The following is a 20,437-nucleotide window of genomic DNA, read 5'->3' as shown; positions in this document are numbered from 1 at the left end:
GGGGTCAGATACCTTTCCCTGGGAAAAGGGATCTGACCCCGGGCCAGGCCTCAGCCCGGCGGCGGGCCGAGCTTCAACGACAGATCGATGGCCTGCACGTGCTTGGTCAGGCCACCGATGGAAATGCAGTCGACGCCATCCTCGGCGATCGAGCGCAGGCCGCCCAGGCCGACGCTGCCAGACACTTCCAGCGGAATGCGGCCGGCCGTGATGCGCACTGCCTCGCGGCGCAGGTCGGGGCTGAAGTCGTCCAGCAGGATGCGTTCGCAACCGGCTTCGAGCGCCTGGCGCAGCTGCGCCAGGTCCTCCACTTCGACCACCAGCGGCAGCGCGGGCCACTGCCGGCGTGCGCCCGCCACGGCGGCGGCCAGTGAACCGGCAGCGCGGATGTGGTTTTCCTTCAGCATCACCGTGTCGTACAGGCCGAAACGATGGTTCTCGCCACCGCCGCAGCGCACCGCGTACTTCTGCGCCAGTCGCAGGCCGGGCAGGGTCTTGCGGGTGTCGAGGATGCGCGTGCCAGTGCCGGCCACGGCCGCCACGTAGCGTGCGGTGGTCGTGGCGGTGCCGGACAGCGTCTGCAGGAAGTTCAGCGAAGTGCGCTCGGCGCTGACCAGGCTGCGGCTGCGCCCGTGCAGCAGGGCCAGCACGGTGCCTGCGGTGACCGCGTCGCCTTCGGAAACCTGCCAGTCGATGCGCACGTCCGGGTCGAGCGCGCGGTGAGTGGCATCGAACCAGGGGCGGCCGGCAATCACCCCGTCCTGCTTGCACAGCAGGTAAGCGCTGTCGGCCTGGTCGGGCAGCAGGGTGGCGGTGACATCACCGCTGCCCAGGTCCTCGGCCAGTGCGCGCGCGACATCGGCGGCGACAACGGCCGCATCCGGCGTCGGCAGCATGCTCATGCGGCCGGGAAGTCGGCGATCTGGGCGGTCGGGATGGCTTCTTCGGCCAGCAGCACCGGGATGCCGTCGTCGACGCGGAACACCTGCTTGCGGTCGCGGGTGACCAGCGCTTCGCGCAGCGGCTGCGCCAGCGGGTTGCCATCGGCCTTGTTCACCGCGCCGGTGGAAATGGCCTTGTTGAGGGCTTCCAGGCCCTTGCCATCCAGCAGGGACAGGGGCTGGCGGGTGTCCGGCGACACCAGCAGGTCGAGCAGCTTGCGATCCATGGTTCTTCGTCTTGCGTGGAAGACGGCTAGAATACGTCTTTAAGGCAGGTGACGGCCAATGACCCCCAACCCGATCGCGCCGCTTGTCGGCATCGTCATGGGTTCCCGTTCCGACTGGGAAACCATGCAGCACGCCGCCCAGAAGCTTGAAGCCCTGGGTGTTCCGTTCGAAGTGAAGGTGGTGTCCGCGCATCGGACGCCGGATGTGTTGTTCAGTTACGCCGAGCAGGCGGGCCCGCGAGGCCTGCGCGCGATCATCGCCGGTGCCGGCGGGGCCGCCCACCTGCCGGGCATGATCGCCGCCAAGACTGCCGTGCCGGTATTGGGTGTGCCGGTGCAGTCCAAGGCCCTCAACGGCATGGATTCGCTGCTGTCGATCGTGCAGATGCCGGCCGGCATTCCGGTCGCCACCTTCGCCATCGGCAATGCCGGCGCCTCCAACGCTGCGCTGTTCGCCGCCGCGATGCTGGCCAGTGACCAGCCGGCGATCGGCCAGGCGCTCGACGCGTTCCGCGCACGCCAGACCGAAGACGTGATGGCCCACGACGATCCGCGCCAATGAGCCTGACCGTCGGCATCCTGGGCGGCGGCCAGCTCGCCCGCATGATGGTCCTGGCCGGTGCGCCGCTGGGACTGCGCTTCGAGCTGTACGACCCGGCCGCCGACGCCTGCAGCGGCCCGCTGGCGCCGCTCACCGTCGGTGCCTTCGATGACCGCCAGGCGCTGGCGGACTTCGCCGCCAAGGTCGACGTGGTCACCTTCGATTTCGAGAACGTGCCTGCCGACAGTGCACAGTTCCTGGCCGACCGCGTGCCGGTCTATCCGCCGCCGGCCGCACTGGCCGTGGCCCAGGACCGGTTGAGCGAGAAGACCCTGTTCCAGCAGCTGGGCATTCCGCTGCCGGCCTTCGCTGACATCCGCAGCCGTGACGAACTGGCGGCGAAGGCCGCCGAATTCGGCCTGCCGTGCATCCTGAAGACCCGCCGCCTGGGCTACGACGGCAAGGGGCAATTCCGCCTGCGCAGCGAAGCCGACATCAATGCCGCGTGGGACGCGCTGGGTGCGCAGGTCGAGCGCACCGGCCTGATCCTGGAAGGCTTCGTCGCCTTCCAGCGCGAGGTCAGTGTGGTGGCCGTGCGCGGCCGCGACGGGGGCTTCGAGGCGTGGCCGGTCACCGGCAACTGGCATGTCGACGGCGTGCTGTCGGCCAGTGTGGCCCCGGCCGTGCTGTCCGACGCCGAGCAGCAGGCGGCGATCGGCTATGCCCGTCGCGTCGCCGAACACCTGCAGTACGTCGGCGTGTTCGCGCTGGAGCTGTTCTGCCGTGATGGTGAGCTGCTGGCCAACGAGATGGCGCCGCGCGTGCACAACTCCGGCCACTGGACCATCGAAGGCAGCGAGACCTCGCAGTTCGAGAACCACCTGCGTGCCGTGCTGGGCCTGCCGCTCGGCAGCACCCGCATGCTCGGCCATGCCTGCATGCTGAACTGGCTGGGCCGGATGCCCGACCCGTTGCCGGTGCTGGCCCAGGCCAGTGGCCACTGGCATGACTATGGCAAGGAGTCGCGCGAAGGCCGCAAGGTCGGCCATGCCACATTGCGCGATGACGATGCCGCAGCACTGGCCGACGCGCTCGACCAGGTGGGCCTGGAACTGGACCGCCAGGCCCAGGTGGCACCGGCGGTGCACGCGCTGCGCAACCGCTGAACGCGGGCGTGCCGGCGTGCTGCCGGCACACCCCTGTATGGCTGCAACGGTGTGGCGCACCGGTGCAGCCATCGGCACAACATTGCCGGTGGTAGCGTGGAGCTCCTTTCACAGGAGTCACGACCATGCTCGACTGGAATGCCTACCGCAAGGAACTGAAGGGTCGCATCGGCGAGATCGGCAAGCTCTCGCCCGACACGGTCAAGGGCTACGCCACCCTGTCCAATGCCGGTGCCCAGACCAACCACCTTGACGCCAAGACCCGTGAGCTGATCGCGCTGGCGGTGGCGGTGACCACCCGCTGTGACGGTTGCATCACCGTGCACGTGGACGCGGCGCTGAAGCATGGCGCCAGCCGCGAGGAAATCGCCGAGGCGCTCGGTGTGGCGGTGTCGCTCAATGCCGGCGCCGCGCTGGTGTATTCGGCACGGGTGATGGACGCCGTGGCGGCACACGAGAGCGCGTGATGCCACGCTCTGCTTCCCGGTAGTGCCGGCCGCTGGCCGGCAGATCGGGTATGTCCGTGCGCGTATGGGGATGCCGGCCAGCGGCCGGCACTACCCTTGGTCGAGTCGCTGCTTCAGCTCAGCTGGCTCTCGGCGAATTCCCAGTTGACCATCTGCCAGAACGCGTCCAGGTAACGCGCGCGATCATTCTGGTAGTCGGTGTAGTAAGCGTGCTCCCAGACGTCGCAGCACAGCAGCGGGGTGCTGTCACCGGTCAGGGGCGTGCCCGCGTTGCGGGTGGCCTGGATGCCCAGCTGGCCACCCGGATGCTGCACCAGCCACACCCAGCCCGAGCCGAACAGGCCCAGCGCGGTGCGGTTGAACTCCTCGCGCAGGCGCTGCGCGTCACCGAACTGGCGCTTCACCAGTTCGCCCAGCCGGCCCTGTGGTTCGCCGCCGCCGCGCGGGCGCAGGCACTGCCAGTAGAAGCCGTGGTTCCAGGCCTGGGCGGCCGCATCGAACAGCGAACCCTGGGCATGGCGCACGATCTCTTCCAGTGATGCTTCTTCCCACTCGGTGCCGAGGGTGCCGGCGTTGACCGCGTCGACATAGGCGCGGTGGTGGCGGCCGTGATGCAGTTCCACGGTCTGCGCGGACAGGTGGGGCTGCAGGGAGCCGGAGAGGTAGGGCAGGGCGGGCAATTCGACGGGCATGGACAGGTTCGTGGCCAGGGGACGGCGGCAGCCTGTTCCATCCGCTTACAATGGCGGCTACCGTGGGCAGTCTAGCCGACCATCACGGTCGGTTTGTCCGGCGAAGCAAGGAGTGTGGTTGTGGCGGTAATGCAGCAAATCCAGGCCGAGGTCGATCGTTACCCGCTCGTGCTGTTCATGAAGGGTACCCCGCAGTACCCGATGTGCGGCTTTTCCAGTCGCGCCGTGCAGGCGTTGATGGCCGCCGGCGCCGTCACCCTGCGCACCGTCAACGTGCTCGAAGAGCCGGAGATCCGCGCCAACCTGCCGCGCTTCTCCAACCTGCCGACCTTCCCGCAGCTGTTCATCAACGGTGAGTTGATCGGCGGCTGCGACATCGTCATGGAACTGTTTGAATCCGGCGAGCTCAAGCGCATCGTCGAAGAGGCGACCCAGGGATGAATGCCTGGCCGTCGACGTCACCGACTGACGGGGCGCTCGATGGCCGCCCGTTGCAGGACCGCGTTGTGCTGGTCGCTGGTGCCGGGGGAGGGCTGGGCAGTGCCGCGGCGGTCGCCGCCGCAGCGGCCGGCGCCACCGTGGTCCTGCTGGGGCGCAAGCCGCGCCGGCTGGACCGGGTCTATGCCCAGGTCCAGGCGGTCGGCCCGGAACCCCTGCTGTACCCGCTGGACCTGGAAGGCGCCGGCCCCGATGACTATGCCGAATTGGCCCAGGCCCTGCAGCGCGAGCTGGGGGGGCTGGATGGCCTGCTGGTCTGCGCCGCGCATTTCCCCGGCCTGACCCCGTTCGAGCTGGCCGACCCTGCCAGCTTCGCCCGCGCGGTCCATGTCACCCTGACCGCCCCGGCCTGGTTGGCCCAGGCCTGCCTGCCGCTGCTGCGGCAGCGCGAGGATGCGGCTCTGGTATTCGCGGTCGATGCCCCTGAACGGGTGGGGCAGGCCTACTGGGGTGGGTATGGCGTGGCCCAGCACGGCCTGCGTGGTCTGATCGGCAGCCTCCATGATGAGCTGGGCCGCAGCCCGGTCCGGGTCAGCGGTCTGTACCCGGGGCCCCTGCGCACGGCACTGCGGGCCCGCGCGTATTCCGTCGATCAGGACCCGGCTGCGCGCGCGCCGGAAGCCGCGGCGGCCGCGGCGGTGACCCTGCTTTCCCCGGCCGGCAGCGTCTGGCGGGGCTGCATCCTCGATGCCAGCGGACCATCCGGCGACGCGTGAAGGCCACCGTAAGGCGGAATGAAGATCCCGTCACGATTGCGTTGCGATCCGGTGCCGTTTGTCGCACAACCGTCACATTGATGGCGTAGCGTGTTAATCTAGTGTTAACCGTTATGGCTGCCTTCAGCCAAACGGTAGGGAACCCCAGATAACTCTCCGACCAGCCACCCGCAGGGCTGATTGGATGCGCTTTTTTTCCGCCATCGCCAACTCGCATCGAGGCTACCGAAAAATGACCCACCCACTCCGGATGTCCAAGCTTACCCTTGGTCTCGTGGCTGCACTTGCTGCCGCTCCCGCCTTCGCCCAGACCACCACTGCCGGTGTCGGCGGCCAGGTCGTGACCAACGGCGGCCAGCCCGTCGCCGGCGCTGAAGTCACCATCACCCACACCGAGTCGGGCACGGTTTCGCGCGCTACGACCGACGCGGCGGGTCGCTACAACGCGCGCGGCCTGCGCGTGGGTGGTCCGTACACCATCACCATCACCAAGCCGGGTGAAGGTACCAAGACCGAAGATGGCGTCTACCTGGGCGTGAACCAGACCGGCACCATCAACGCCATCCTGACCGGTGACGTGACCAAGGCCACGAACCTGGACACCGTGCAGGTCACCGCTGTCGGCGGCGGCTCGGAAGTGTTCAGCGCCACCAAGATGGGCTCGGGCACCAACATCAGCCAGGAGCAGATCGAGATTGCGCCGTCCATCGGCGGCAACATCCAGGATCTGATGCGCCTGGATCCGCGCGTGACCTTCATCGACCGCGCCTCGGGCTCGATCTCGGCCGGCGGCCAGAACCCGCGCTACAACTCGATCAACATCGACGGCGTCTCGGCCAGCGACACCTTCGGCCTGGAAGGCAACAACATGCCGACCCGCCGCCAGCCGGTCGCGATGGAGGCCATCGAAGCGCTGGACATCAACCTGTCCAACTACGACGTCAGCATCGCTGGCGCTGCCGGTGCCACCGTCAATGCGGTGACCAAGTCCGGTACCAATGAATTCCACGGTTCGGTCTACGGCACCTACCGTGACGGTGACTGGTTCGGCAAGAACCCGGAAGGCAAGAAGTTCAACGGCTTCAACGACGAAAAGACCTACGGCATGACCCTGGGCGGCCCGATCGTCAAGGACAAGCTGTTCTTCTTCGCCAACTACGAGAAGTTCAAGCAGTCCGCGCCGGGCGCCGACCTGTCGAGCACCGCGCTGGGCAAGGCCAATGCCGATTACAGCATGGCTGACGTGACCCGTGCCCAGGAAATCGCCAAGGGCTATGGCTTCGATGCCGGCGGTATCGAAAGCAACGGCAACACCGACCTGGAAGAGTACGCGCTGAAGCTCGACTGGAACATCAACGAGAACCACCGCGCCAACATCCGTTACAGCAAGCTCGAGCAGAGCAAGCTGCGCATCAACGGCATGGGCTCGACCTCGCAGGCGTCGCTGAGCTCGTACTGGTACCAGCACGTCAAGACCAACGAGAGCTACGTCGCCCAGGTCTTCAGCGACTGGACCGACACCTTCTCGACCGAGCTGAAGGCTTCGTACCGCGAGTACTCGGCCATCCGCCAGGTGCCGACCAATGCGCCGAGCATCCGCATCTACTTCCCGCGCGGCGGCGATGTGACCACGCCGGAAGGCGACTCGCTGTTCCTGGGTACCGAGACCAACTCGCAGAACAACGTGCTGGAAACCAAGGCGTGGAACTACTACGCGGCCGGTACGCTGACCCTGGGTAACCACGACCTGAAGTTCGGTGGTTCGTACGACACCAATGATGTCTACAACTACTACGGCGCTGGCTCGTGGGGTGCTTACACCTTCTACGGCCTGGACAATTTCGCCAAGGGCCAGTGGCAGACCTACCAGCTGAACAAGGAAACGAGCCCGAACTCGATCGCGGCTGACTACAAGTACAGCAACCTTGCCCTGTTCGTGCAGGACACCTGGTACGTCAACAGCAACCTGACCCTGACCATGGGCCTGCGTGGCGACCGTCCGAAGGCCAGCCCGGCACCGACGTACAACCAGAAGGCGGAGACTGTCTTCGGTTATGACAACAGTGCGGTGTTCCCGAGCAAGTTCCTGATCCAGCCGCGCTTCGGCTTCAACTACACCTTCGACACCGAGCGCCCGACCCAGCTGCGCGGCGGCATCGGCCTGTTCCAGGGTGATGCACCGCAGGTGTGGATCAGCAACAGCTACTCCACCACCGGCTTCAACTACGACTCGTACAACATCAGCCGCTACAACGGCCAGAAGTTCAACCCGGACAAGGACAACCAGCCGGTCCCGACCACCCCGGGCAGCGCGCTGCAGAACGTCAACTTCGTCGGCCGCGACTTCAAGCTGCCGTCGCTGTACAAGGCCAACCTGGCCTTCGATCACGAGCTGCCGTGGTACGGCATGGTCGCCTCGGCCGAGCTGCTGGTCACCAAGGTCAAGGATGGCCTGTACTACCAGCACCTGAACCTGGGCAAGGGCCGTCAGGTGGGTGCCGATGGTCGCGTGAACTACTACGTGCCTTCGGCTGACGGCAGGGCGTGGGGCACCAACGATGCGCGCAATGGTTATGCCGCACAGGGCTTCAACAACGTCTACCTGATCGACAACACCGATCAGGGCCGCACCTCGCAGTTCACCGTCTCGCTGAGCAAGCCGTGGAGCGCGAGCAGCGACTGGTCCTGGAACCTGGGCTACACCTACACCGATGCCAAGGAAGTGGGCAGCCTGACCAGCTCCACCGCCAGCTCGGGCTGGGGCTACCAGTACGCCTTCAATGCCAACGAGGAAATGCTGAACACCTCGCGCTACCAGATCCGCGACCGCCTGTCGGGCTCGCTGAACTGGAAGCACAAGTTCTTCGGCGACTACGAGACCAAGGTGGGCCTGGTGTACGAAGGCCGCAGCGGCCGTCCGTACAGCTACATCTATGTGAACGACGCCAACGGCGACGGCCGTTCGGGCAACGACCTGTTCTACGTGCCGCGTCGCGGCGAGGTCCTGTTCGGCACCCTGTCCAACACGGGCAAGTTCACCGCCGACGCGGCGATGGAGAAGTCGTTCTTCGACTGGCTGGCGGCCAACCCGCAGCTGGGCAAGTACGAAGGCCAGGTGGCTCCGGCCAACCAGTTCCGTACCGGCTGGATCAACACCTTCGACATCCGCATCAGCCAGCAGCTGCCGGGCTTCATGAAGGGTCACAAGTCGGAGATCTGGCTGGACATCCAGAACGTCGGCAACATGCTCAACAAGAAGTGGGGCAACATCTACGACTACGGCTTCTACGCCAATGCTCGTGTTGCCAGCCTGCAGGGCCTGTACAACGGCAAGTACGTCTACAACTACCGTGGCGCGGACCTGCCGAGCGTCGCCAACTCCGATGCTGACGGCTTCGACGTCGGTGTGTCGCAGTGGTCGATGCAGCTGGGCTTCCGCTACCAGTTCTGATGCGCTGATGTAGTTCTGCTGTAAACGGAAACGGCCGGGGAAACCCGGCCGTTTCCCGTTCATGCGAAAGTGCTTGCAGGGCGCTGGGCAACGGCGTAGCATCCAGAAATGTGCGCGGCATCAACGCCGCCGATGCGGTCCCGGAATGGCGAACGCGGGCAGCACACATCCAACGGTCGGGCTTCCCGGCCGTTTTGCTTTTTAAGGGGGCGGCAGTACAGTCGGAAACCTTGAAGGAAGCGAAAAATTGGATATGACCACGAACGAAAAATCGGCCCGTGCGCTGCCGGTGCAGGATGCGCGGATCTACCCGCGCGGTGGGCTGGATGTGCTGTCGCGGGCCGAGGTGGCACGCCTGCGTGATGCCTCCGCCGGCGGCATGCATGAGCTGCTGCGCCGCTGCGCGCTGGCCGTGCTGACCAGCGGCAGCGCCTCGGACGATCCGCGCGCTGCGCGCGATCTCTACCCTGATTTCGACATCCAGGTGGCGCAGCAGGACCGCGGCGTGCGCATCGATCTGGTCAACGCACCGGCGATGGCCTTCGTTGACGGCGAGATCATCCGCGGCGTCGCCGAACTGCTGTTCGCCGTCGTGCGCGACCTGGCCTACATGGCCATCGAGATGGGCCCGGCCTACGCGGCCGAGCTGGAGTCGTCCGAGGGCATTACCAACGCGGTGTTCGGCCTGCTGCGCAATGCGCGCATCCTCAACCCGGGCGATCCGAACCTGGTGGTGTGCTGGGGCGGGCACTCGATCTCGCGCGACGAATACCTGTACACCAAGCAGGTCGGTTACGAGCTGGGCCTGCGCGGCCTGGACATCTGCACCGGCTGCGGCCCGGGCGCAATGAAGGGCCCGATGAAGGGTGCCACCATCGCCCATGCCAAGCAGCGCCGTACCGTGACGCGCTACATCGGCCTGACCGAGCCGGGCATCATCGCTGCCGAGTCGCCGAACCCGATCGTCAACCACCTGGTGATCATGCCGGACATCGAGAAGCGCCTTGAGGCCTTCGTCCGCATCGGCCACGGCATCATCGTGTTCGCCGGCGGCGTCGGCACTGCCGAAGAGATCCTGTACCTGCTCGGCATCCTGCTGCGCGAAGAGAACAAGGACCTGCCGTTCCCGTTGATCCTGACCGGCCCGACCGTGGCGGCGCCGTACTTCGAGCAGATCGATCGCTTCATCCGCCTGACCCTGGGTGATGAGGCCGCCGAGCGCTACGAGATCATCATCGGTGACCCGGTCGCGGTGGCCAAGAAGATGGCCAACGGTATCAAGCGCGTGCGCGAGCACCGCCTGGCGCAGAAGGACTCGTTCTTCTTCAACTGGTCGATCGAGATTCCGTGGGAGTACCAGCAGCCGTTCGTGCCGACCCACGAGGCGATGGCCGCGCTGGACCTGCACCACGGGCGTGCGCCGCACGCGCTGGCGGCCGACCTGCGCCGGGCGTTCTCGGGTATCGTCGCCGGCAACGTGAAGGAAGACGGCATGCATCGCATCGAGCAGTTCGGGCCGTTCCAAATCCATGGCGACCCGGACATGATGCAGGCGCTTGACGCGCTTCTGCGCGCCTTCGTCGAGCAGCGCCGGATGAAGATCTCCGGCGAATACCAGCCCTGCTACCAGGTGCTGGCCTGAGCCCGGCCCGGCGCGATGGGGATCGCGCCGGCACTGGCAGGGGAGGGCGGCTCGTCAAGCCTTTGACGCCCGTCGCCCCGGATTGACCGTTCATCCTGCCGCCGCTTGCCGGTGGCAGGGCGATGGCCCATCGTGGCCACCAACACGCTGGGGAGCGTCCAATGTCTTTGCGCCGGCCAAACGGCTTCACGCTGGTTGAACTGATGGTCACGATCGCTGTGGTTGCGATCCTGGCGACCATTGCCTTCCCCAGTTTCCAGAGCACGATCCGTTCCAACCGGATCGCCTCGTCGGGCAATGAAATCACCGGCCTGTTGTCGTTGGCGCGCAGTGAAGCGGTGCGCAACAAGAGGGGCGGAGGAGTCTGTGGCAGCTCCACCGGGACCAGCTGCGACAATGCCTGGACATCGGGGATGCTCGCCTGGTCCGATGCCGACGGTGACGGCACGATGCAGACAGGTGAAACGGTGCTGCGCTTCGTGACCGTTTCTTCCGACTCGATCACCGTCACCGGCCCCTCCGGCAGCGTGATCGCGTTCGACAACCGAGGTCGCCGCCGGGCCGCCGCGACCCAGGAAATCGTGCTGCAGCCCAAGAGCTGTGGCAGCGACGCACTGCGACGCACGCTGACCGTCAATGCGGCCGGCCAGATCACGTCCACCAAGGCAGCCTGCCAATGAACCGTCGCCTTCCGTCCTTTGCCCGGCGCCAGGGTGGCTTCAGCATGATGGAAGTGCTGATCACCATCATCGTGCTGGCGTTTGGTCTGCTTGGCTTTGCCCTGTTGCAGACAATGAACGTGCGCTTCGTGCAGAGCTCGAACTATCGCACGCAGGCCACCAATCTGGCCTACGACATGCTCGACCAGATGCGAAGCAACCGTTATCAGGCTGCGTGGTACACCAACGCCACGTTCGCCGCCAACTCGATCAAATCCAGCTCGTGCACCCGCACACTGGGGGCGGGCCTGGGCGTGGCCAGCAACATCACCCGTTGGCAGTGCCAGGTCGTCCAGGCACTGGGGGAAGGTGCGAGCGCCACGGTCCTCAATGCAAATGGCCAGGTCACCGTGGCCATCGCCTGGGGTGACCAGCGCTGGGACGCCAGCAACCCGGACACCCGGACCACCTTTACCCTGGTATCCCAGCTATGAGCCTTCGTTCCGTCCCGCCGCATCGCGTGGCCGGCATTTCATTGATCGAAACGATGATTGCCATGGTCATCGGCCTGGTGCTGATGCTGGGCGTCGTGCAGGTTTTCCTCGCTTCACGCGCGGCCTCCCGCCTGGCCGAGGGCAATGCGCGTGCGCAGGAGAATGGTCGGTTCGCCCTCGAGTTCCTGCAGCGCGACATCCGAATGGCGGGCCATTTCGGCTGCGTGAACGACCAGGCGCATTTTGTACGTGGCGAGGGTGATCCGGTCATCGATACCGGTGCCATCACCGGCTCGGGCCATCCGCTGGATTTCAGTGTGACGATTCAAGGCTATGAAGCGCCGAACACTGCACCGGGGGCAAATCTCACCCTGGGCGGCTCGTGGGCAACGCCGACCGGGCTCCCGGCGTCGATCGCCGCACTGTCTCCGCGGGGTGGCAGTGACATCCTGGTGCTGCGTTATCTGGCGGCTGAAGGCGTTCCGGTCACCGGATTGACGCCAAGCAACAACAGTGTGGTCGGGTTTGACGCCACCGCCGGCGCCCGCATGGTTGAAGGCGGTGTTGCCGCGCCGAATGTGTTCGGTGTTGCCGACTGCAGCCACGTCAACGTGTTCAAGGGCGCATACGCGGCGGGCAAGGTAACGGCCAGTGGTTCCAATCTGGGGCGATACACCGTGCAGCCGACCGGTCAGACCATGATTTATCGCGCCGAGTCGCTGGTGTACTACGTGGGAACCTCGGCCACCACCGGGCAGCCGGCGCTGATGCGGGCGCGTGCAGACGGCAACAACGGCTACAGCACGCCGGAGGAGCTGGTTGAGGGCATCGAGAACCTGCAGTTGCTGTTCGGTCTGGACAGCACGGTTGCCATCAGTACTACCTCGCCGCCAACCGGCAACATCACCGGACTGTCCACCGCCAGCGGCGTGACCACCGCCACCGGTGCCGCCGGCGCGGCACAGTGGCGCCGCGTCGGGCAGGTCCAGGTCGGCATCCTCGCCCGCAGCCCCCTGCCGTCGCAGGCAGAAGCGCCCACCACCGCGGTCAACTACCCGCGCGCATTGGGTGTGGGCTTCGCGCCGGCAAGCCCGAGCGATGGGCGCTACCGGTCCACGTACGAATCCACGATTGCGCTGCGCAACCGCCTGTTCGGGAACTGATGCCATGAATGCTCGAGTCCGCAAGCGCCCAATGGCCCGTACCCAGCGCGGTGCGGTGCTCTATGTGGCGTTGATCATGCTCATCCTGCTGGCGTTGATCGGCATCGCCGGCATGCAGGTCGCCGGCATGCAGGAAAAGATGGCATCCAATTACCGGGCGACCAATGTCGCTTTCCAGAACGCCGAGGGTGTGACCCGGCGCAGTGAGCATGCGCTTGAGAACATCGCCAACCGTGTTGCGGCGGCCAGTGATGCGCCGTTGGTGGATACCGATGTCCAGCAGAACTGTGATATCGCCTTCGACCCGGTGGCATGGGGGCGTGGTCGTGCACTGACGACCCGGGAAGCCGTCAATGTACGTCGCATCGACTCATGCGTCATCGGCGGTGGTTCGCTGTCGATGGGCAAGCCGCTCGACCCGGTGACGCCGATCTACCAGATCACCACCTTCGCAACCGATACCCCGACGGATTCCTCGTCGACGGCATCGATCGATTCCATCTTCAAGCCCTGAGGTTGTCGGCATGTCCCGTCGGACCCCCCGGATCATCGCTGCGTCCGCTATCGCCCTGTTGGGCGTAGGCGGCTATTTCGCCTATAGCCTGTTCGCGGCACAAGGCCAGGGTGATCTCGCCCAGGCGCCGCTGAACAACACCACGGCCATCCAGCCTGCCTTCATCATGGCGGTCGATGATTCGAACTCGATGACATTCGAGCGCATCTTCCGGGGTGGAGATGGTCGCATGCAGTGGACGGGAAGCAGCTTCTTCAGTTCGGCGGGGGTGTTCTACGACGTCGGTGCGGGCTGCTCGAACAATTCGGTGGACTGTTACCTGTACCTTTTCCCGCATTCGGGATTCGCTGCGTCGTACTCGCCGGGGCGCGCCATTCCGCCGATCGATGCCTTTGGTTTCGCGCGTTCTCCGACCTACAACGCGAGCTACTACAACCCGGACGTGACCTATAGTCCCTGGAAACTTCCGCAGGCCGATGCCAGCAGCAATACCCTGTGGCCGGTCGCGGACTTCGGCAATGCCCGTGCCGACCCGCGCGATCCGGGGGTATATGGCACTGATTTCTCGGCTGGATACGGCACGCTCTACAACCTGGCGTATCGTGAGGTCAGTGGTGAAGCCTTCCAGTTCATGACGGGCATGACGATTCCGGCAGGCAGCCGTTATCGCTCCACCGCCCGTAGCTGCAACTCGACCAGCGGCAATGGCCTGGCCAGCTCCAACGGCAACTGGACCACGTTGGCAAACGACGTCGATGTGCGCGCCAATTGCACCGTGCAGATGGGCTATGTGCCGGCAACGTTCTATCTGCCTGCCAGCGCACCAGCACCTGCCGGTTACCTGACCGCGGAAGTGAACCGGCCTTTGATCCGCAATGCCTGCGGTCCGGGCTGCGACATGCGCCGCTATCAGATCCTCGATGCGAACTACCCGAAGGGATCGCCCCAGCTGGCCGACGCGAAGACGAATTTCGCCAACTGGTTCCAGTATCACCGCAACCGCATCCTGTCGATGGTGGGTTCCTCCTCGCATGCAATGGCAGGCGTAGAGAACATGCGGGTGGGCTACTTCACCATCAACAACCGCCAGAACGTCACGATGTTCGACGTGGCTACCCAGCGCGCAGATCTGTTCGCGCAGATCTATCGGCTCAAGCCTGCCGGTGGCACGCCCAACCGGCAGGCGGTGGCGTTCCTTGGCGAGCAGTTCCGTCGCACCGACAGTGGCGCACCGGTCATCCGTGCCTGCCAGAAGAATGGCGGCATGCTGTTCACCGACGGCTATACCAACGCCAACAATGTCGCCAGCGGCTATGGCAATGCCGACGCGGCCGGCGGTACCCACTTCCCGGGCGCGCCGTTTGCCGACGGATACGCCAATACCATTGCCGATATCGCCGCATCCTACTATGCCGGCTCGTTCACGCCCCTGCGTACCGGCGCCAGCTTCCCGGCTGGTCTGGTGCCCGTGCCGGAGCAGTGCAAGAACCTGGATTCCTCCTCGCCGGACTGGAAGCGGTTGGATTGCCAGACCAACCTGCACATGAATTTCTACGGCGTCACGCTGGGGGCGCAGGGCAACATCTACGAAGTCAATCAGGTGTCGACTGATGACCCTTACGCCAACCCGCCGAACTGGAACGCCAATGGCGACCCGGTGACGGCCGACGACGGTCGCGTGATCGACGAACTGTGGCACGCCTCGATCAACAGCCGCGGCGAGTTCATCAATGCCAAGACGCCTTCCGACGTGACCGATGCGATGCGTCGCGTGCTGTCGGCAGTCAGTTCGGGTTCTTCGCCGTCGGGAACGTTCGCGCAGAGTGGTGCCCGTATCGGCCCAGGGTCGCTGACGGTGGTGCCGATGTACGACGTCCAGAACAATGGCACTGACTGGTTCAGTCGCCTCACTGCCAGCCAGGCCACGGTTAATCCGACGACCCGCGAAGTGCAGTACACGCGTATTTGGGAAGCCAGCGAGCAGTTCCCGGCCGCCACTGCGCGCAACGTGTATTTCAATGATGCCGGTACGGTGCGCAAGTTCGGCGCGACCACGGTGTCATTGGCGGGATTGTGCGGCCTTTCGTCCACGCAGTACCCGGCGCAGTCGATCTGCAATGCCTCAACGCTCACCGCGCTGGGGGCCGATGCTGCGGCAGCGGCAAACTATCTGCTCGGCGATACCAGTCGTGAAGTCCGTCGTGGTGGCCGGCTGCGCGATCGCACTACGGTACTGGGCGACATCATCAATTCCACGCCAGTCATCAGTGCGCCGGGAGACGACTTCGGGTATCGCGCATTGGCCGGCAGCCTGGGTACCAGCTATTCCACCTATCTGGGGACCAAGCGCGCGAAGCGCCGTTACACGGTCTATGCCGGTGCCAATGATGGCATGTTGCATGGATTCGACGGCGGCATGGATGCGGCAGGCACCGTGGGAGGACAGGGTGGTCGCGAGTTGTTCGGATATATCCCGGCCACCTCTTATGGGCATATGGGTAACCTGCTGATCCCCAACGATCCAGAGAAGAAGTACGCACAGCCGTTCGTGCACAAGTATTTCGTGGACGGTCCGCTGACCGTCGGCGATACGTTCTACGGCGGTGACTGGCATACGACGCTGGTAGGTACTACCGGTGCCGGCGGCCGTGGTGTGTTTGCGCTGGATGTCAGCGCGCCCGACACCTTCGCTGGCGACAACCGCCTGTGGGAGATCAACGATCTCACCGGCGATGCGGCGGTCCGCGCCAATATTGGCCACGTCCTCGGCAAGCCGGTCATCGTACCGGTGCGTGCGGCCGATGGCTCGGTCAGCTGGAAAGCGATTTTCGGCAATGGCTATTCCAGCGCCAGCAACAAGGCGGTGCTGTTCGTGGTGGATATCGGTACCGGGACAGCGCCCCGGGTGCGCATGATTGAGGCCAGCGAGCCAGGTTCGACCATTGCAGGCAAGAATGGTCTGGGCAACATCGTGGTGCTTGATCGAGTTGACAGCACGCGCCTGGATCCTGCCACCAACGCGCCCATCCGTATCCGTGATGGCTACGCTGATACCGTCTATGCGGCGGACCTGAAGGGGGCGGTGTGGAAGTTCGATCTGCTGTCCGATGCGACAACGGTAACAGTGCCGGCGTTCACCACCGGGACCTTCGTGCAGAGCGGTTCTACCTACCGCCAGCCGATCACCGGTGGTCTGCAGGTGGCGTCCGGTGAGAGTGGCGGTGTGCTGGTGATGTTTGGCACCGGTAGCTTCTCGTTCAACGATGACACGCTGCCGATCTCCGGCACGCAGATCCAGAGCGTGTACGGATTCAATGATCTCTCCGCTGGCGTGATCACCAGCACCCTGACCCGCTCCAACCTCACGCCCAATACGTTGTCCACCACCGGAGGTGCGCGCAGCATCCAGGCCGGCACAGCACCGACCGGGGCGCGTGGCTGGTATGTGGATCTTCCTGCGGGTGAGCGTGCCGTGGGTTATCCGGAGCTTGCTTCCAGCACGTTGTTCATCACGACCTACGCGCCCGAATCGATCACCAGTGGCTGCAGCACCAGTGGTGCCAACTGGCTGCTGGGCCTGAGCCCGCGAACCGGGCTCGGAGCGCTGGCGGGCATGCGTATGGGGTCGATCACGGGTACGGCGGCGTCCGAGGGTACGGCGGGTGTACAGCTGAGTACCGGTGGTAATGCTCCGGTCAAGGATGTGGGCGTTTCGGTGGTTCCCCGTCTGCAGCCGGCCAACAAGCCCTCGGATGACGCCGAGATTCCGACGGTTCCCAGTGGCGCGGGCTGCTGGATCGCGGTCAACGTCTCTGGTGCCGCGCCCATGTATGCCCCTTATCCCTGCGGCCGTCAGTCCTGGCGCCAGATCCAGTAACGGAGAGTTCGAGTGAACATGTTCCCCACGAATGCAGGTCTGTTGGCGCGCCAGCCTCGTGCGTTTGCGCAGATGAAGGGATTCACCCTGGTCGAACTAATGATCGTGGTTGCCGTGATCGCGATCCTGGCGGCGGTGGCTTATCCTTCTTATGTCGAACAGGTACGCAAGTCACGACGGGCCCAGGCGAAGGCGGATCTTGTCGAGTACGCCCAGTTGGCCGAGCGCTCGCATACGACCAACAACACCTACGCAAATTTCCGGTTCAGCGGCGGCGCCACAAGTGCCCAGTCGCCTCGCGAAGGCGGCACGGCGAACTATGCGGTGACCGTACAGGCCGCACAGAGCACCTTCACGCTGACGGCGACCCCGCAGGGTGAACAGGCCAAGGACAAGTGCGGCACCCTGTCCATCAATCAGGCCGGCGTAAAGACCGCCAGCGCGTCGACGGTGGCAGCCTGCTGGTGAATGTTGTGATCGGGGCTTGCATCCCATCCTGGCACCTACTAGAATGCGCCTCCCCGCCCGAATAGCTCAGCCGGTTAGAGCACTTGACTGTTAATCAGGGGGTCGTTGGTTCGAGTCCAACTTCGGGCGCCAGATACTGAAAAAGCCGCGAGAACTCGCGGCTTTTTCTTTTCCTGCAGTTTGCCATGGCCCGCAGGCAGACCTTCAACAGCCAGAATCTCCGTCCAATCGTTGGGAGCGGACTCGTCCGGTATTGCTGACGACGACTTCAGCCTGGGCATGTTCGCGTTGGCAGATCAGGATTCTTGCATTTCGGCCGAGACTGCGCCCGTCCGCGCGGAACTCCAGAGTTGGGCGCCCGGTACTGTTGCGAGCGGCCAATCGCCTGCGCGGTGTCAGCGCCTGATGCAGGATGGGGACGGTCGAGCTATCCTGGCCGGGCTGGTACAGCATCCAGCCATGGCTCCAATCTTCGCCGCAGATCAGTCCATCCGAGCTGGCACAGATGCCGATGGTCCGGCGCCGGCTGAGTGCCGTTGCCCGTGCCTGGTTCAGGGCGCTGTGCAACTGCATGCGCAGGCGATCCGACTGCAGTTGTTCCAGTGCGCCTCCCAGTGAGGGAAGCGCCAGGCTGGCAAGCACCGCCAGCACGGCGATGACCACCAGCAGTTCAGTCAGGTGCACGCCCCGCGCGAAGCGGGGGCCAAGGGGACAGGGGGCGTGGGTCGGGTGCATGCATCCAGCCTCCGCGCCCTGCTGCGCGGCCGCCATCGGGAATCCCCCTGGCGGACTGCCCGGCAACCCCTCAGCCAGCCGTCACCCCTCGCCCCGTATACTCATCATTCCCGGGAACTGGCAACACCATGAGCGACAGTTTTGAACTTGTCTCGCCGTATTCGCCGGCGGGCGACCAGCCCGATGCCATCGCGAAGCTGACCAGCAACTTCGAGGCAGGCATCGCCAAGCAGACCCTGCTCGGCGTGACCGGCTCGGGCAAGACCTACACCATCGCCAACGTCATCCAGAACGTGCAGAAGCCGACGCTGATCATGGCGCCGAACAAGACGCTGGCGGCGCAGCTGTATGGCGAGTTCAAGGCGTTCTTCCCGCACAACGCGGTGGAGTATTTCGTCAGCTATTACGACTACTACCAGCCCGAAGCCTACGTGCCGTCGTCGGACACCTTCATCGAGAAGGACAGTTCGATCAACGAGCACATCGAGCAGATGCGGTTGGCCGCGACCAAGACCCTGCTGTCGCGCCCGGATGCGATCGTGGTGGCCACGGTGTCCGCGATCTATGGCCTGGGTGCACCGGAAGACTATCTGTCACTGCGCCTGATCCTGTCCAAGGGCGAGCGCATCGACCAGCGCGACCTGATCAATCACCTGACCCAGCTGCAGTACACGCGCAATGAGTACGAGCTGCAGCGCGGTACCTTCCGCGTGCGCGGCGAAGTGATCGACGTGTTCCCGGCCGAGTCGGACAGCGAGGCACTGCGCCTCGAACTGTTCGATGGCGAGGTCGAGAAGATCACCCTGTTCGACCCGTTGACCGGCGAAACGCTGCGCAACATGCAGCGCTTCACGGTCTACCCGAAGACGCACTATGCGACCACGCGCGAACGCGTGCTGGCGGCGATCGAGACGATCAAGGTGGAGCTGAAGGAACGGCTGGAGCAGCTGTACGCGCAGAACAAGCTGGTGGAGGCGCAGCGCCTGGCCCAGCGCACGCAGTTCGACCTGGAAATGATGGCCGAGGTCGGCTACTGCAACGGCATCGAGAACTACTCACGGCACCTGACCGGCAAGAACGCCGGCGAGCCGCCGCCGACCCTGTTCGACTACCTGCCGGCCGATGCGCTGCTGGTGATCGACGAATCGCATGTGACCATTCCGCAGATCGGCGCCATGTTCAAGGGTGACCGCTCGCGCAAGGAGACCCTGGTGGAGTTCGGCTTCCGCCTGCCGTCGGCGCTGGACAATCGTCCGCTGCGTTTCGAGGAATGGGAGGAGCGCTGCCCGCGCGCGATCTACGTGTCTGCCACGCCGGGGCCTTACGAATACCGCGAGGCCGGTGACGAGATCACCGAGCTGGTGGTGCGCCCGACCGGCCTGATCGACCCGGTGGTGGAGATCCGCCCGGTGGGCACCCAGGTCGACGACCTGATGAGCGAGGCCAACGAGCGCATCAAGGCGGGTGACCGCGTGCTGGTCACCACGCTGACCAAGCGCATGGCCGAGAACCTCACCGAATACCTCACCGAGCATGGCATCCGCGTGCGCTACCTGCACTCGGACGTGGACACGGTCGAGCGCGTGGAGATCATCCGCGACCTGCGCCTGGGCAAGTTCGATGTGCTGGTCGGCATCAACCTGCTGCGCGAAGGCCTGGACATGCCCGAGGTATCGCTGGTGGCGATCCTCGACGCCGACAAGGAGGGCTTCCTGCGTTCCACCGGCTCGCTGATCCAGACCATCGGCCGCGCCGCGCGCAACGTGCGCGGCAAGGCGATCCTGTACGCCGACAGGATCACCCGTTCGATGCAGGCGGCGATCGATGAAACCGACCGCCGCCGCGCCAAGCAGGTCGAGTACAACGAAGAACATGGCATCGTGCCGCGCTCGGTGGCGCGCCCGATCGTCGATGTCCTCGAAGGCGCGCGTTCGGATGCTGCTGAGAAGGAGGTGAAGAAGGGCAGGGGCAAGGGCCGGGCGGGCGTGGCCGAAGAGGCGGCCGACTATCGTTCGCTGTCGCCGGCGCAGCTTGGGGTCCGTCTCAAGGCGCTGGAACAGCAGATGTACCAGCACGCCAAGGACCTGGAATTCGAGGATGCCGCGCGCGTGCGTGACCAGATCCGGCAGCTGAAGGAAGCCAGCCTGGGCTGAACGCGGCAGTGCAGCATCATCTTCACAAAAGTG

18 protein-coding genes and 1 tRNA gene are annotated in these 20,437 nt (G+C 65.0%); 15 read left to right on the top strand and 4 right to left on the bottom strand.

Translation table 11 applies throughout. The features are described from left to right. Positions 1 to 50: 50 nt before the first annotated feature. Together nadC and BKE09_RS03795 are read right to left on the bottom strand one after the other, a co-directional pair. Entirely contained in the window at positions 51 to 902 is an 852-nt protein-coding gene (nadC, locus tag BKE09_RS03800; protein ID WP_075674861.1) for a carboxylating nicotinate-nucleotide diphosphorylase, read from the bottom strand. Further along, positions 899 to 1,168, bottom strand: coding sequence for a Trm112 family protein (locus tag BKE09_RS03795; RefSeq protein ID WP_032128883.1), 270 nt, complete (start codon positions 1,166 to 1,168; stop codon positions 899 to 901). Before BKE09_RS03795 ends, nadC begins: the two co-directional genes overlap by 4 nt. A 58-nt stretch (positions 1,169 to 1,226) precedes the next feature. On the opposite strand from BKE09_RS03795, the gene purE reads away from it, so the two are divergent. From purE to BKE09_RS03780, 3 genes are all read left to right on the top strand, one after another. After that, the gene (gene purE / locus BKE09_RS03790; RefSeq protein ID WP_005412808.1) at positions 1,227 to 1,730 is read left to right on the top strand and encodes a 5-(carboxyamino)imidazole ribonucleotide mutase; all 504 of its coding nucleotides are present in this window, start codon (positions 1,227 to 1,229) and stop codon (positions 1,728 to 1,730) included. Next, a complete protein-coding gene (locus tag BKE09_RS03785) occupies positions 1,727 to 2,875 on the top strand; it encodes a 5-(carboxyamino)imidazole ribonucleotide synthase (protein ID WP_075674860.1) in 1,149 nt (382 codons plus the stop codon). The genes purE and BKE09_RS03785 overlap by 4 nt, the downstream gene beginning before the upstream one ends. 125 nt (positions 2,876 to 3,000) lie before the next feature. Then, positions 3,001 to 3,342, top strand: coding sequence for a carboxymuconolactone decarboxylase family protein (locus tag BKE09_RS03780; RefSeq protein WP_008268125.1), 342 nt, complete (start codon positions 3,001 to 3,003; stop codon positions 3,340 to 3,342). A gap of 113 nt (positions 3,343 to 3,455) precedes the next feature. Here the strand turns inward: BKE09_RS03780 and BKE09_RS03775 are convergent, their stop codons facing one another. Continuing rightward, complete coding sequence (locus BKE09_RS03775) at positions 3,456 to 4,034, bottom strand: superoxide dismutase (protein ID WP_075674859.1); 579 nt, start codon at positions 4,032 to 4,034, stop codon at positions 3,456 to 3,458. Positions 4,035 to 4,154: 120 nt separating this feature from the next. Between BKE09_RS03775 and grxD the strand changes: the two genes are divergently transcribed. From grxD to BKE09_RS03720, 11 genes are all read left to right on the top strand, one after another. After that, positions 4,155 to 4,475 (top strand): Grx4 family monothiol glutaredoxin, encoded by a 321-nt coding sequence (gene grxD / locus BKE09_RS03770; protein WP_005415957.1) that lies wholly within the window; start codon positions 4,155 to 4,157, stop codon positions 4,473 to 4,475. Continuing rightward, positions 4,472 to 5,248: an SDR family NAD(P)-dependent oxidoreductase gene (locus tag BKE09_RS03765; RefSeq protein WP_075674858.1), complete on the top strand. Its 777-nt coding sequence runs from the start codon at positions 4,472 to 4,474 to the stop codon at positions 5,246 to 5,248. Before grxD ends, BKE09_RS03765 begins: the two co-directional genes overlap by 4 nt. A 250-nt stretch (positions 5,249 to 5,498) precedes the next feature. Then, positions 5,499 to 8,699, top strand: a complete 3,201-nt coding sequence (locus BKE09_RS03760; RefSeq protein WP_075674857.1) for a TonB-dependent receptor — start codon at positions 5,499 to 5,501, stop codon at positions 8,697 to 8,699. A gap of 253 nt (positions 8,700 to 8,952) precedes the next feature. After that, entirely contained in the window at positions 8,953 to 10,341 is a 1,389-nt protein-coding gene (gene ppnN / locus BKE09_RS03755; protein WP_075674856.1) for a nucleotide 5'-monophosphate nucleosidase PpnN, read from the top strand. A gap of 161 nt (positions 10,342 to 10,502) precedes the next feature. Continuing rightward, positions 10,503 to 11,021, top strand: a complete 519-nt coding sequence (locus BKE09_RS03750) for a Tfp pilus assembly protein FimT/FimU (RefSeq protein ID WP_075674855.1) — start codon at positions 10,503 to 10,505, stop codon at positions 11,019 to 11,021. Then, positions 11,018 to 11,494, top strand: coding sequence for a type IV pilus modification protein PilV (gene pilV / locus BKE09_RS03745; protein WP_075674854.1), 477 nt, complete (start codon positions 11,018 to 11,020; stop codon positions 11,492 to 11,494). Before BKE09_RS03750 ends, pilV begins: the two co-directional genes overlap by 4 nt. Further along, on the top strand, positions 11,491 to 12,657 hold the full coding sequence (locus BKE09_RS03740) for a PilW family protein (protein ID WP_075674853.1): 1,167 nt from the start codon (positions 11,491 to 11,493) through the stop codon (positions 12,655 to 12,657). The genes pilV and BKE09_RS03740 overlap by 4 nt, the downstream gene beginning before the upstream one ends. A gap of 4 nt (positions 12,658 to 12,661) precedes the next feature. Continuing rightward, the gene (locus tag BKE09_RS03735) at positions 12,662 to 13,171 is read left to right on the top strand and encodes a PilX N-terminal domain-containing pilus assembly protein (protein WP_049467547.1); all 510 of its coding nucleotides are present in this window, start codon (positions 12,662 to 12,664) and stop codon (positions 13,169 to 13,171) included. Between the two features lie 10 nt (positions 13,172 to 13,181). Beyond that, positions 13,182 to 17,048: a PilC/PilY family type IV pilus protein gene (locus BKE09_RS03730; protein WP_075674852.1), complete on the top strand. Its 3,867-nt coding sequence runs from the start codon at positions 13,182 to 13,184 to the stop codon at positions 17,046 to 17,048. 18 nt (positions 17,049 to 17,066) lie between these two features. Then, on the top strand, positions 17,067 to 17,516 hold the full coding sequence (locus BKE09_RS03725; protein ID WP_083663105.1) for a type IV pilin protein: 450 nt from the start codon (positions 17,067 to 17,069) through the stop codon (positions 17,514 to 17,516). Between the two features lie 55 nt (positions 17,517 to 17,571). Continuing rightward, positions 17,572 to 17,648 (top strand) — tRNA-Asn (locus BKE09_RS03720). A gap of 72 nt (positions 17,649 to 17,720) precedes the next feature. On the opposite strand, the gene BKE09_RS03715 is transcribed toward BKE09_RS03720, so the two are convergent. Then, positions 17,721 to 18,251, bottom strand: coding sequence for a GspH/FimT family pseudopilin (locus BKE09_RS03715; protein ID WP_075676560.1), 531 nt, complete (start codon positions 18,249 to 18,251; stop codon positions 17,721 to 17,723). Between the two features lie 128 nt (positions 18,252 to 18,379). Here BKE09_RS03715 and uvrB point away from each other — a divergent pair, with 128 nt between their 5' ends. Next, positions 18,380 to 20,404, top strand: a complete 2,025-nt coding sequence (gene uvrB / locus BKE09_RS03710) for an excinuclease ABC subunit UvrB (protein WP_075674851.1) — start codon at positions 18,380 to 18,382, stop codon at positions 20,402 to 20,404. Positions 20,405 to 20,437: the final 33 nt, after the last annotated feature.

Source organism: Stenotrophomonas sp. TD3 (assembly GCF_001939825.1).
Lineage (GTDB): Bacteria > Pseudomonadota > Gammaproteobacteria > Xanthomonadales > Xanthomonadaceae > Stenotrophomonas.
This window is presented reverse-complemented; position numbering and strand designations above follow the sequence as displayed.